The sequence below is a fragment of the Rhodanobacter sp. UC4438_H5 genome, assembly GCF_052978405.1.
The window spans coordinates 1,573,435-1,586,162 of the sequence record NZ_CM129672.1 but is presented as its reverse complement, the minus strand read 5'-3'; the positions used below and the strand labels follow the sequence as shown (position 1 = coordinate 1,586,162).

At 67.7% G+C, this 12,728-nt stretch carries 14 protein-coding genes; 7 read left to right on the top strand and 7 right to left on the bottom strand.

What is annotated here, in order from left to right:
- Nucleotides 1-68 precede the first annotated feature (68 nt).
- From ACVCL9_RS07515 to cycA, 3 genes are all read left to right on the top strand, one after another.
- Nucleotides 69-767 (top strand): histidine phosphatase family protein, encoded by a 699-nt coding sequence (locus ACVCL9_RS07515; protein WP_447098569.1) that lies wholly within the window; start codon nt 69-71, stop codon nt 765-767.
- 64 nt (nt 768-831) lie between these two features.
- Entirely contained in the window at nt 832-1,434 is a 603-nt protein-coding gene (locus ACVCL9_RS07510; RefSeq protein WP_447098570.1) for a 2'-5' RNA ligase family protein, read from the top strand.
- Between the two features lie 67 nt (nt 1,435-1,501).
- Nucleotides 1,502-2,881, top strand: coding sequence for a D-serine/D-alanine/glycine transporter (gene cycA / locus ACVCL9_RS07505; RefSeq protein WP_447098571.1), 1,380 nt, complete (start codon nt 1,502-1,504; stop codon nt 2,879-2,881).
- A 48-nt stretch (nt 2,882-2,929) separates the two neighbouring features.
- On the opposite strand, the gene ACVCL9_RS07500 is transcribed toward cycA, so the two are convergent.
- Nucleotides 2,930-3,589, bottom strand: coding sequence for a glutathione S-transferase family protein (locus ACVCL9_RS07500; RefSeq protein WP_447098572.1), 660 nt, complete (start codon nt 3,587-3,589; stop codon nt 2,930-2,932).
- A gap of 110 nt (nt 3,590-3,699) precedes the next feature.
- Between ACVCL9_RS07500 and ACVCL9_RS07495 the strand changes: the two genes are divergently transcribed.
- From ACVCL9_RS07495 to ACVCL9_RS07485, 3 genes are all read left to right on the top strand, one after another.
- Nucleotides 3,700-5,403 (top strand): AsmA family protein, encoded by a 1,704-nt coding sequence (locus ACVCL9_RS07495; RefSeq protein WP_447098573.1) that lies wholly within the window; start codon nt 3,700-3,702, stop codon nt 5,401-5,403.
- Between the two features lie 376 nt (nt 5,404-5,779).
- The gene (locus ACVCL9_RS07490) at nt 5,780-6,019 is read left to right on the top strand and encodes a hypothetical protein (protein ID WP_395119321.1); all 240 of its coding nucleotides are present in this window, start codon (nt 5,780-5,782) and stop codon (nt 6,017-6,019) included.
- A gap of 5 nt (nt 6,020-6,024) precedes the next feature.
- Nucleotides 6,025-6,201 (top strand): hypothetical protein, encoded by a 177-nt coding sequence (locus tag ACVCL9_RS07485; RefSeq protein WP_395119319.1) that lies wholly within the window; start codon nt 6,025-6,027, stop codon nt 6,199-6,201.
- Between the two features lie 18 nt (nt 6,202-6,219).
- Here ACVCL9_RS07485 and ACVCL9_RS07480 read toward each other — a convergent pair whose 3' ends face one another.
- From ACVCL9_RS07480 to ACVCL9_RS07455, 6 genes are all read right to left on the bottom strand, one after another.
- Nucleotides 6,220-6,753, bottom strand: a complete 534-nt coding sequence (locus ACVCL9_RS07480) for a hypothetical protein (RefSeq protein WP_447098574.1) — start codon at nt 6,751-6,753, stop codon at nt 6,220-6,222.
- Nucleotides 6,754-6,791: 38 nt separating this feature from the next.
- Complete coding sequence (locus tag ACVCL9_RS07475; RefSeq protein ID WP_447098575.1) at nt 6,792-7,409, bottom strand: SCO family protein; 618 nt, start codon at nt 7,407-7,409, stop codon at nt 6,792-6,794.
- The gene (locus tag ACVCL9_RS07470) at nt 7,381-8,868 is read right to left on the bottom strand and encodes a cbb3-type cytochrome c oxidase subunit I (RefSeq protein WP_395119313.1); all 1,488 of its coding nucleotides are present in this window, start codon (nt 8,866-8,868) and stop codon (nt 7,381-7,383) included. Before ACVCL9_RS07470 ends, ACVCL9_RS07475 begins: the two co-directional genes overlap by 29 nt.
- On the bottom strand, nt 8,865-9,413 hold the full coding sequence (locus ACVCL9_RS07465; protein ID WP_395119311.1) for a cytochrome oxidase: 549 nt from the start codon (nt 9,411-9,413) through the stop codon (nt 8,865-8,867). Before ACVCL9_RS07465 ends, ACVCL9_RS07470 begins: the two co-directional genes overlap by 4 nt.
- A 203-nt stretch (nt 9,414-9,616) precedes the next feature.
- Nucleotides 9,617-10,030, bottom strand: coding sequence for an OsmC family protein (locus ACVCL9_RS07460; protein ID WP_447098576.1), 414 nt, complete (start codon nt 10,028-10,030; stop codon nt 9,617-9,619).
- Between the two features lie 23 nt (nt 10,031-10,053).
- Complete coding sequence (locus ACVCL9_RS07455; RefSeq protein WP_447098577.1) at nt 10,054-11,823, bottom strand: acyl-CoA dehydrogenase family protein; 1,770 nt, start codon at nt 11,821-11,823, stop codon at nt 10,054-10,056.
- 122 nt (nt 11,824-11,945) lie between these two features.
- Here ACVCL9_RS07455 and ACVCL9_RS07450 point away from each other — a divergent pair, with 122 nt between their 5' ends.
- Complete coding sequence (locus ACVCL9_RS07450) at nt 11,946-12,710, top strand: tetratricopeptide repeat protein (RefSeq protein ID WP_447098578.1); 765 nt, start codon at nt 11,946-11,948, stop codon at nt 12,708-12,710.
- Nucleotides 12,711-12,728: the final 18 nt, after the last annotated feature.

Below are 12,728 nucleotides of genomic sequence, written 5' to 3'. Positions count from 1 at the left end.
CGGTGCACGGGAATGACGACGTGCAGCGGGTACCATTCGACACCACACCCGCTGCAGGATCGCTCGTGATGAAAAGGCTGCTCCCCTGGTTGTGCCTGGTGTTGCTGATCGCCCCGTTGCACGCGGCCGATGTGGCGGCGCCGGCTGCCCGCACCATCGTGCTGGTGCGCCACGGCTATTACCTGCCCGATGCGAAAGCCGATCCGAAGCTGGGGCCGCAGCTGGCGCCGCTCGGGGTGGCGCAGGCGCATCTGGCGGGTGCGCGGCTGGCCGGGTTGCCGACGCGTTTCGATGCGATGTATGTCAGCCCGGTGCAGCGGGCGCGCGATACGGCGGCGTTGATCGGCGAGGACTTCCCGGCGCGTCGCTTCGAGGTGGTCGACGATCTGGCCGAGTGCACGCCGCCGACGCGCCGGGCCGCGATCATGGCGAAGGAAAAGCCGGCCGATCTGGCCGCCTGCAAGGCGCAGTTCGATCGCCTGTTCGCGCGCTATTTCAAGCCCGCATCCGGTCATGAGCAGACCGACCTGATGGTCTGCCACGGCAACGTGATCCGCAACATGGTGGTGCGCGCGATGGGCGTCGATCCGCAGGCGTGGCTGGAGATGTCGGTGGGCAATGCCAGCATCACCCGCATCCGGGTGGAGGCCGACGGCACGTTCAAGGTGATCTCGGTGGGCGATGTCGGGCACATCCCGCCGGGCCTGCGCACGGGCGCCAGCGGCGACCCCGAGCGCAGCCTCGCGATTCCGTCGTTGCCGCAGTGATGCGCGGGCAGGGACTGAACTCGCCGGTGCCGCGCACCGGCAATGACCACAGAGGGTGACGGGCGTGGCGGCACAGACTTCATTTCCCGGCTTTGCACCCGCGGCGGCGACCGACCGGCTGTTCCTTGCGGTGTTCCCCGATCAGGCAACCGTGGCGCGGTTGAGCGCGCTTGCCGCCGAACAATGCACCCGCCACGGGTTGCGCGGCAGGCCGCTGCTGCCGGAGCGTTTCCACATCACCCTGCTGCATCTGGGCGACTGGGCCGGGCTGCCACCGGATGTGGCGCAGGCCACGATGAAGGCGGCAGCGCGGGTGCTGGAAGCGCCTTTCGAAGTGGTGTTCGACCGCGTGGCCAGTTTCGACGGCCGGCGCGACAAGCTGCCGTTCGTGCTGCGCGCCGATGGCGGCAATGCGCCGTTGCGCGCCTTCCAGGCGCAACTTGCCGCGCTGTTGCGCGAGGCGGGCGTGGTGCCGGTCGGGGCCGGTTTCGAGCCGCATGTCACCCTGGCATATGACGCGCGCAAGGTGGCCGCCGAGCCGGTGGCGCCGATCGGCTGGCGCGTCGACGAATTCGTGCTGGTGCACAGCCTGCTGGGCAGGACGCGGCATATCCGGCTCGGCTGCTGGCCGCTGGACTGCGCGCGGGCGGCGCCTGCGGGCGCGTAGCGCGGGAGTGCACGCGGGGCCCGGTTTTCTGTATGTTGTCGCTTTCCTCATTGCAAAGGCTCGACGCATGACCGCATTGCCGGGACAACCCGACCATCTGCGCCGCAGCCTTTCCAACCGACATCTGCAACTGATCGCCATCGGCGGCGCGATCGGTACCGGCCTGTTCATGGGTTCGGGCAAGACGATCAGCCTGGCCGGGCCGTCGATCCTGCTGGTCTACCTGATCATCGGCGTGATGCTGTTCTTCGTGATGCGGGCGATGGGCGAGCTGCTGCTGTCGAACCTCGAGTACAAGTCGTTCATCGATTTCTCCACCGACCTGCTCGGGCCGTGGGCCGGTTTCTTCTGCGGCTGGACCTACTGGTTCTGCTGGATCATCACCGCGATCGCCGACGTCATCGCCATCGCGGCATACACGCAGTTCTGGTTCCCGGGGCTGGCGCCGTGGATTCCGGCCGTGCTGTGCGTGCTGCTGCTGCTCAGCCTCAACCTGGTCACGGTGAAACTGTTCGGCGAGATGGAGTTCTGGTTCGCGCTGATCAAGATCGTGGCGATCTGCGCGCTGATCGTCACCGGCTTTGCGCTGGTCGCCTGGGGCTTCACCTCGCCCACCGGGCACCAGGCCTCGGTGGCCAACCTGTGGAACGACGACGGCTTCTTTCCGAAGGGGATGAGCGGTTTCTTCGCCGGTTTCCAGATTGCGGTGTTCGCCTTCGTCGGCATCGAGCTGGTCGGCACCACCGCCGCGGAAACCGCCAACCCGCAGCGCAACCTGCCCAAGGCGATCAACTCGATCCCGATCCGCATCATCATCTTCTACGTGCTGGCGCTGGTCGCGATCATGATGGTCACGCCGTGGCGCCTGGTGGAGCCGAGCAAGAGCCCGTTCGTGGAGTTGTTCGTGCTGGCCGGCATCCCGGCCGCGGCCAGCCTGATCAATTTCGTGGTGCTGACTTCGGCCACCTCGTCGGCCAACAGCGGCATCTTCTCCACCAGCCGCATGCTGTACGGCCTGGCCGAAGAAAAACATGCGCCGAAGACGTTCGGTCGGCTGTCGCGCGCTGCGGTGCCATCGCTGGGCCTGTTGTTCTCCTGCTTCTGCCTGCTGCTGGGTGCGGCGCTGATCTACCTGATTCCTGACCTCGTCACCGCCTTCACCCTGGTCACCACGGTGTCGGCGGTGCTGTTCATGTTCGTGTGGTCGCTGATCCTGTTTGCCTACATGGCCTATCGGCGCAAGCGCCCGCAATTGCACGAGGCGTCGATCTACAAGATGCCCGGCGGCGTGTTCATGTGCTGGGTGTGCCTGGCGTTCTTCGTGTTCGTGCTGGTACTGCTGAGCCTGCAGCCGGATACGCGCGAGGCGCTGATTGCGAGTCCGGTGTGGTTCGTGCTGCTGGGGATCGGTTACGCGTGGAAGGGGCGCCGGGCGCGCCGCGCATGAGCCGAATGTCTGTTGTCCCGCTGCGGGCAATCCGGCGGGATGCGGCTCTCAGTCGCGGTCGGGTGCGCCGAGCGGAAAGTACGAGCGGTAGGGCCGCGCCTCGTCCACCGCCCGGGCGAACGAAGGGCGCGCGAGCAGGCGTTGCCGATAGGCCAGCACGTTGGCGAAGTCCGCCGGAATGGGATGGGTCCAGTCGGCGTAGAACAGCGCGGGCGCGGCAGAACAGTCGGCGAGGCTGAAATCGCCGCCGGTGGCCCAGTGGCGGCCGGCGAGTTTCCGGTCCAGCCAGGCGTAGGCGGTATCCAGCCTCGCGCGTGCCTCGTTCACGCCGCTGGGGTCGCGGTCGGCGGCGGGGCGCAGGCTGTCGAACACGATCTTCTGCACGGGGGTTTGCACGTAGAGGTCGAAGCAGCGGTCCATCGCGCGCGCCTCCAGTGCGGTGTCGACGTCGAAGGGAATCAGCGGTGCGGCGCCGGGGTAATGCCGGTCGAGGTACTCGATGATGATGCTCGATTCGATCACCGTGCGTTCGCCGTCGCGCAGCAGGGGCATGCGCCGGATCGGCCACAGCGCGGTGAACTCGGCGTCGGTGGCCGCGTCATCCGGCGTGAGTACGCGCCATTCGAACGCGATGTCGTTCTCGTACAGCGCGATCAGCACCTTCTGGCAGTAGGAGGAGAAGGGGTGGGCGTAGAGCTTGAGGGTCATCGTGGGACACCTGATAGGGGAGGGTACGCGAAGGCGACGAACGAAGGCGCGCGGAATCGACAGGTGAAGCTCGACGCTCCTAGTATCGGCACACGACGGAATTGCGCGAGGTGACGGTCATGAAACGCCTGCTGCTCGGTTTGCTCGGCCTGGTGCTGCTGGTGTTGATCGTGGCGGGCGGCGCCTTGCTGCTGGTCGACGCCAACCACTTCCGTCCGCAGATCCAGGCCAGCCTGGGGCAGGCGCTCGGCCGCGAGGTGACGCTGGGCCAGTTGCACGTTTCGATCTGGTCCGGCTCGCTGGATGCCGACGAGATCCGCATCGGCGATGATCCGGCGTTCGGCGACAAGCCGTTCGTCAGCGCGAAATCGTTGCAGCTTGGCGTGAAGCTGTGGCCGTTGCTGCTGCACAGGCAGGTGCAGATCACCTCGCTGACGCTGGACCAGCCGGTGGTGCGCCTGCTGCAGAATCGTGCCGGCCAGTGGAACTTCTCCCATTTCGGTGCCGGCACGGCGACGACACCCGCCGCCAGTGCCTCGTCCGCTCCACCGCCCGCGTTCAGTGTCGACCGGTTGCGGATCGCGGATGGTCGCATCGACCTGCAGCGCGCGGCCGGCGATGCGCGCAGCTATCGGAAAGTGGATTTGCGCGCCGACCATGTGGGCCTCGGTGCGGCGTTTCCGTTTTCGATGAGCGCCGACATCGCCGGCGGCGGCAGCCTGAAACTGGATGGCACGCTCGGCCCATGGGACGCGAAGGACGCACTGCTGACGCCGGTCGAGGCGCATCTGGTGATGCAGGGGCTGGACCTGGTCGGCGCCGGCCTGATGAGCAGCGCCGACGGCGTCGGCGGCGTGCTTGATATCGACTCGCGGATCAGCTCGGCGAAGGGCGTACTGACGTCGAAGGGCGGCATCGACGCGCGCCGGCTCAAGCTGGTGGCGTCCGGTTCGCCGTCGCCGCAGCCGCTGCGCATCGACTACCAGGCCAGCTACCGATTGCTCGACGGCACCGGCCGCATCGAACAAGGCACGCTGGGCAGCGGCGGCGCGAAGCTCGCCGTCGACGGCAGCTTCGACAACCGTGGCAAGGTGATCGGGCTGGATCTTCACCTGCGCGGCAAGGCGTTGCCGGTCGACGACCTGCAACCGCTGCTGCCCGTGTTCGGCGTGGTGCTGCCGAAAGACTCGCGCCTCAGCGGCGGCAGCGTGGGCGTGGACCTGCGCGCGCGCGGCCCGCTCGACGCGCTGGTGATCAGCGGCCCGGTAACCCTCGACGACTCGCGCCTGGCCGGCTACAGCCTGGGCTCGAAACTCGGCGGGGTGCTGTCGCTGGCGGGCATCAAGGCACCGCGGGACACGGTGATCCGGCACGCCGCCGCGACGCTTAAGATCGCACCCTCCGGCATCCACGCCGAGCCGGCCAGCGCAGAGATCGCCGAGCTGGGCAGCTTCACCGGCAAGGGCGGCATGGCTGCCGACGGCCGGCTCGATTTCAACATGCTGGTCAAGCTCGATCAGGCGATGGCCGGCGGTGACCAGGCATCCGCCGGCCTGCTGCGCAATTCGAAGGCCGGGCGCCTGCTCGGCGGCGTGCTCGGCAGCGCGTCCGAACATGGCGTCGGCGTGCACGTCGGCGGCACCGCGAGCGCGCCCAGCTTCAAGCTCGATCCTTCGGCCGTCGCCGGCTTGCTGGGCGGTGACGCCAGCCGCAACAGCCCGGCAGCCGAGACCCGGCCGGCGAGCAAATCCGGCAAGCAGGATGCCCTGAACAGCCTGCTGCAGGGCGTGCTGGATTCGCGCAAGAAGCAATGAGGACGAGGGCAACGGGCAGGGAATCCGGAGCCAGGCCCCAAAAGGGGAAGCGGCGAGTACGGAAACCCTGATCTGATCAGCCCGGCATGGATGCTGTCTATCCAGCCACGTCGGTGTGGTTTCGGGGAGGCGCTGTGCGTGATCCCGGGCGACCGATACCCGGCATGGGGCGCGTCGAACCCGAAGCTCCCGCGTCGCCGCCGAGCCTGTCGCGCCGAGGCCTGCGGCAATTTGCTGCAGACCGGCGTCGCGCGCGGGACGTGGCGCGGATCGTTCGCCGTGACGGGACTTGACTGGAGTCAAGGCGTCACCGCGCAGTGCGGGCCAGCATCGGTCCCGACAGCACCGCACACATGCCGGTGAAGCGAGGTATCCCATGGAATTCCACATTGCGCTGACCGGCGGGTCGCCCGAGCCGGTGGTGGTGCAGGACGCCTTGTTCAACGTCGACCCGACCGCCGTGGTCGACCTGGACATGAGCGGCCTGGTGATGCGCGTGTCCGCGGCGGCGTCCGCGACGGACCTGATCGAAGTGTTGCGCCAGCTCGGCTGGGCGGTGACGCCGGCACAGGTAGTGCAACTGCCGTCGATCTGCTGCGGCGGTTGCGGCGGCTGACGTCGATGGCGTGCGGATCAGCCGGCCTGTGCTTTGCCCGCTCGCTGCAAGGCAGCGGCCTGCGCATCGCGCTGGTCGAGAAACAGCAGGAGGCGGCGCTGGGGGCGCCGGCCGATGACTGGCGCGAGATCGCGATAACCCGTCACTCGCTGCGCCGGTTGCGTGCGCCGCAGCGGGCCTGATGGAGCCGCGGTGCCCGCTCACTGCCGGTCGAAACGCCCCCACACCAGCTTGATGGCCACGCCGGCCAGCACGAGGCCGCCGATCACCAGCATGGCCATGCCCGAGCGCTGCTGGTCGTCGAGCAGGTAGTTGTTGCACAGGCGCACCGGCGAAACCAGGTACAACCAGCCCAGCCGGAAGAACGTGGCGATCAGTTCGAGCAGGAACACGCCACGCACCACGAAGCCCATGCGCGGCCAGCCCAGGCCCAGCGGCAGCCCGATCAGCAAGGGCACGCTGGTGAACTTCGCGAACGCCATCCATGGTTCGCTGACCGCCGCATCCAGCGAGCGCGGCAGCATCCAGAACATGCCGGCCAGGGTGGCCAGCACCAGGCTGGTGATGCCGTGGCGGTTCCAGCGCGCGATGCCTGCGGCGATTCGCGGCGGCAACGCGCCGCCCAGCAGGCAACCGGTGCCGATCAACAGCGGTATCTGCACCAGCATCTGCAAGCTCATGCGGCCTTCCAGCCACGCCCGTGCCGGTGGCAGCAGCAGGGCTGCGAACAGCACGGCGGCCGTACTCGGAGCCAGGCGTGGCCAGTGGGCGATCATCGTTCGATGTCGTCGCGCACGGTTTGTGCCACGGTCTGCGTGTTGCCGGTGTCGAGTATTCGCACCAGCCGCCCTTGCGGGTCGACTACGTGGATCGCGGCGTTGTGCACGTAGCCGCCCATCCTGTCCGGCACCACGGTGACGCCGAACGTGCGCAGCAGCTGGCGCGAGCCTTCATCGCTCATCGGCCGGGCGGCGATCCAGCCGTGGCCGCGGCTGCGAAAGCGCTCCTGGTAGGCGGACAGTTCCGCAGGGGTGTCGTGCGCCGGATCGAAGCTGATGCTGAGCAGAACCAGCTTGTCTTCGGCCAGCGGTGCAGCCAGTTGATCCTGCAGTTGCGCAAACTCTCCGCCCAGCGCCAGGCACCAGCTCTGGCAGCGGGTGTAGACGAAGTCGACCAGTACCCAGCGACCGCGCAGGTCGGCCAGGTTGAGCCGCGCGCCGGACTGGGTTTCCAGCAGCACCGCCGGTACCAGCGGCGGGTCGCGCCGCACCGCGAGGCGGCGCGCAGTTTCGCTGGTGAACGCCTGGAAGCCGTCGGTGGCGACCGTCAGCGCGGCGCCACCGAGCACGAGCAGCAGTCCGCTAGCCAGCAGGGTGCGAAGGATCGGCATCGGCCGGTGCCTTGAGCAGGCCGACGATGATGCGCACCGCGAACACCAGCATGCCCAGGATCAACACCATCGCCGCGACCGAGCCGACGCGGTCGGTCGGCACCCATTCCGGCAGGTGCACGGCGAAGCGCCGCGCCACGCTGACGTGGCCGGCGTACAGGAACGCCATGCAGAAGCTGATGCCGCCGACGACGTACAGGAACAGTCCGGTACGATCCGCGCCGCTGTTGACCGGCGCGCGCCGGCGGCTGCCGACCACGTGGTAGAGCAGGGTGAGGATCATCGGCAACACGCCCAGCAGCAGGTAGAAGTGGAAGTGTCCCGGCACCCACTGCGTGTTGTGCATCACCCGGTTGACGCTGATGGTGCCGTCGATGATCGCCGGCACGATGCCCGCGGCCCAGCCGAACAGCGCCAGCACGGCCAGCATCGAGGGCATCTTCCAGCGCAGCCCGGAGCGGTGGATGTTGGTCAGCACGCCGTACGCGGTCACCAGGAACACCGGGAAACCGGCGGCGTAGGAAATGATCTGGCCCATCACCAGCATCCAGCGCGGCTCGGCGTAATCCATCAGCAGGTGGTGCGGGAACACGATGATCACGAACACCGTGCTCACCGCCCACGACCACAGGAACGGCCGCGAGATCCCGTAGGGTTTGCCGGTGTAGCGCGGCAGCAGTTCGTAGACCGCGATCACGCCCATGTAGATGGTGGCGTTGATAATCATGTGGCCGAACCAGTAGATCAGGTTCTTCACCACCAGCGCGTTGAGCGCGATCTCGGGGTCGTAGAGGTTGATCAGGCACATCACCAGCACCACCGCGCCGGCCAGGATGCCGAGCGAGTTGGCGATGATCACCATGGTGCCGGCCACGACGGCCTTGGGATGGGTCGGGTCGATCGTGCCGCCGAACAGCCATTGCAGGCCCAGTCCGCGACCCAGGTTGCCGTAGCGGCGAATGATCGCCGCGGCGGCGTCAAGGTAGAACAGCAGCATGCCCACGCCGATCAGCAGGTAGCCGATCATGAAGGCGGCGGCTGCGCCGCTGCTCCACAGGCCCATCGAGTGCACCGGCAGCGGGTAGAGGAAGGTCCATGCGCTGGCGAAGTTGCCGATGAACACCGCCCAGATGATGCACAGCGCGCCCAGCATGAACAGCACGTAGTTGCTCACGAACGCCCACAGGTGCAACGACACGTATTTGCGCAGGAAGAACCACATGACGGCGGTGCTGGCCAGGCTCATGGTGCCGACCATGCCGGCCCCGTGCATCGTCATGATCTTGTAGAACATGCCGGCCAGGACCGGTGTCCACTCGGCCTGGGTCATGCGCATGGTCAGGCCGAGCAGCATCATCAGCACGAACAGCAGCAGGGCGGTGATCATGTAGAGGTTGAACATCACGCGTTCGCCGCGTGGCAGCCTCTCGTCCAGCGGATAAAGTTCGAGCGAGCTCATGGCTTGTCCCCCGCGGCAGCAACCTCGAGTTCGGTCGTCATTCCGGTGTGTGCGACGCCGCAGTATTCCAGGCACATGATCCGGTAGGTGCCCGGGGTGTCGAACGTGTAGAGGATCTTGTTGGTGAATCCGGGCATCGCCTGGGTCTGGGTGACGATGCGGCCGTCAGGTGCGTAGATCGCGAAGCCGTGGTTGACGTCGCTGGCGGTCACCCGGAACTCAACCGGTTCACCCACCTTCAAGTGCGTCTGGCTGACGTCCCAGGTCCATTGGTGGCCGATCACGTCGACCACCTGCGTTGCCTGCAGTGGTGCGTGCTGCGGCGGGATGGGAAAGGGCCGCAGGCTGGCCCAGGCGATCCCGATGCCAAGCAGCAGCAGCGCCAGGAACAGTCCGCGGCGCAAGGTGATGGAACGTCGGTTGACGCGTGCGGCCTCGGCGGCTTCGGCCGGCCTGCCGGCCTGGGTGATGGCATAGACGAAGCCCAGTGCCACCAGCCCCATCCCCGTCAGCGTGATGGCCCAGATCACGTTCTGGAAGATCATGGTCGTTCTCTCCCCGGAAAGCGCCACGTCCAAGCCCGTCTACGCCGTATCGGCAGCGGTGTCAATGCACGGTGGCGGGGGAGGTCGTGGTGGGCCCTGCGATGCCTGTCCCGGAACGGCCGTCCGGGCGGCCGTGTTTGCGGCGTGCGTGACGCCGACACGGCCACCTGTCGAAGCACGGCCCAAGCCGCGGCATCGACGTGTCAAGGGGAATTGCCGAGTCGCGAGGCGATGCGTACCTCGCCGGTCAGCACCTTGTGGATCGGGCACTTGTTGGCGATCTGCAGCAGGCGTTCGCGCTGCTCGTCGTCCAGCTCGCCTTCAAGCGTGATCACGCGGGTGATGTCGTTGCCCGCGGCCGGCGTGCCGTCGGGATTGAATTTCAGGTCGACGCCGACGTGGCGCAGCGGCCAGCCTTTGCGCGCCGCGTACATCTGCAGCGTGATCGCGGTGCAGGCGCCCAGCGCCGACAGCAGCAGCCGGTGCGGCGCCGGGCCGGTGTTGGCGCCGCCTTCCTCGAGCGGCTCGTCGGCGTGCCAGCGGTTGCCCTGGTCGTCGGTGAAATCGACCGCGTACGGCGCGCTGCCGGTGCTGGCGCGGACGGTGGGGATGCTCATGGCGGGTTCTCCTTGGTCGGGTTTCAGATCACGTCCCACAGGTAGCCGTCATGCGCGAGCACCGCGCCGGCCAGCTGCTCGATCGCCTCGTCCTCGTTGCGCTCCAGCCCGCGCACATTGCGCGCCATGCGGCGGCGCGCCTGCCGCGCGAACACTTCGGCGATGCTCATGGCTTCCTCGGCGGCCGGATGCGACTGCTGCGCCAGGCTGTCGGCGCGCGACAGCACGCACAGGCCGACGAACAGGTCAATCGCGATGTCGGCCAGGCGCTTCTGCGCGTGCTGCATGTCGGCCGCCTTCTTGCCATGGCGGCGCAGCAGCGCATCGGAGGATTTGGACAGCTCCACCGTGTATTTCTCGTAGGTGGCGGCGACCTTGCGCAGCCGCGGCGAGAGTTCGTGCGCGATGCGGTCGATGCCGTAGCCGGTGGCCTCGCGCATGCGCCGGCCGGTGTAGCTGCCGAGCACGCCGAAGCCCTTGATCGGGTCGTTGAAGATGTCGCCCACCGCCGCCTTCAGCTCGGAAAGGCCCGCGCCCACGCCCTTCAGGCCGGACAGCGCGATGTACAGGCGCAGGATCTCGTTGGTGCCTTCGAAGATCGACAGGATGCGCGTGTCGCGGGTGATCTGCTCGTACGGAAACTCGCGCATGAAGCCGTTGCCGGCGGCGATCTGCAGCGCCTCGTAGGAGGCGCGCTGCACCGCCTCGCTGGCGAACACCTTGCTCATCGCCGCCTCGACCGAGTAGTCGCTGCCGCCGCCGTCGATCAGGTGCGCCACCATCCACACCGCGCTTTCGGCGGCGAAGCAGTCCACGCTCATCTGCGCGATCTTCTCGCGCACCAGGCCGAACTCGGCGATCGGCTGGCCGAACTGCTTGCGCTCCTTCGCCTGCGCGCTGGCGAGGCGGATCAGCGAGCGCATGCCGCCGACCGCGCCGCCGCCCAGGCCGGTGCGGCCGCTGTTCAAGATGCTCATGGCCACCTTGAAGCCCTTGCCGACCGGGCCCAGCACGTTTTCCGCCGGCACCCGCACGTCGGCGAATGCGACCGTGGTGGTGGACGAGGCACGGATGCCCATCTTGTCCTCGTGCGGGCCGTGGCTGACGCCGGGCCACGCCGCTTCGACCAGGAACGCGGTGATCTTGCCCTCGGACGTGTCGGTGCGCGCGAACACGGTGTAGAAGTCGGCGATGCCGCCGTTGGTGATCCAGATCTTCTCGCCGGAAAGCGTCCAGCTGCCGTCGTCGTTGCGCACGGCCTTGGTGCGGATGGAGGCGGCGTCGGAACCCGCGCCGGATTCGGTGAGGCAGAACGCGGCGATCATCTCGCCGGTGGCCAGCTTCGGCAGGTAGCGCTGTTTCTGTTCGTCGCTGCCGAACAAGAGCAGGCCCTTCATGCCGATCGAGCTGTGCGCGCCGATGGTCAGCGAGACCGAGCTGTCGTGGCTGCTGGTCTGGCCGAGCACGCGGGCGTAGGCGCCGTTGGACAGCTCCATGCCGCCGAATTCCTCCGGGATGATCAGGCCGAACAGGCCCATCTCGCGCAGCGCCTGGATGAACTCGGCCGGCTGCTCGGCGTCGCGGTCGTACTGCTTCAGTTCGGCCGTCTTGTCGGCGAGGAACTGGTCGATCGCGTCGGTCATCGCGCCCAGCATTTCGCGGTCGCGGGCGCGGATCTGCGGGTAGGGGAACAGGTTCTCTTCCAGGATGTTGCCCAGGAACAGCTGCTTGGCGACGCTCTCGTCGCTGCGCAGCGCAGGCTGCTCGGTAGTGGCGGGCGATGGCGTGCTCACGACGCGTTCTCCTGGCGTGGGTGAATGGCCCATTCTGGCACTTCCCGACGGTCTGGCCCTGCTGCCAATGGACGCAGGCCCGCTTCGGCTATCCTCGCCCTGCATCATTTCGGGGGAATGCCATGAAACGACTCTTCGCCGGCGCGGCACTGCTCGCCGCGTTCACGCTGGCCGGCTGCGCGCCGCACGCCGCGGTCAAGCCGGACAGCACCATCACCCTGTCGCTCGACGAGGCGGGCAAGCAGGTTGCCGATGCCGACGAACAGAAGGTGCTCGACGCGTTGAAGATGATCGAGGCGGGCAAGATCCAGCTGGCGATCGACGGGCCGCTGACCGAAGTCGTCAGCAAGTACGAGGCGATGTACGCGGGCAAGCCGGGCAAGGTGTTCTGCGCCCGCGGCCTGGTCGATGCGCTGGCCTACGCCGGCATGGGCGCCAAGGCGGTCAACGGCAAGGCCGACGTGCCCGTGCAGGTGATCGGCCCGGCCTGGGCGCAGGCGTACTGGGCGCGCGGCTACGCCTACAGCGAAATGGCCCGCTACGCCGATGCGCGGGCCGAGCTGGAGAAGGCCCTGGTGTTGTCGCCGATGGACAGCCAGTACAAGAGCGAACTTGCGTTCACCTACCAGCGCAGCGGTGACTGGGAGAAGATGCTGGCCCTGTACCAGGAAGCGGAGGGCGATGCGGGGATCAGTGGCGCCACCCCCGAAGATGCCGTCCGCTTGAAGTGCGTGGCCCTGCGCGGCCAGGGCTACGCGCTGGTTGAGCTGCATCGCCTCGACGAGGCGACCGGGGCCTACCAGGGTTGCTTGAAACTCGTGCCCGGCGAACCCAAGTCGTTGGCTGAGCTTGGATATATCCAGGGTTTGCGGGCGAAGGCGCACTGAGCGGCCTGCCCGCGACCC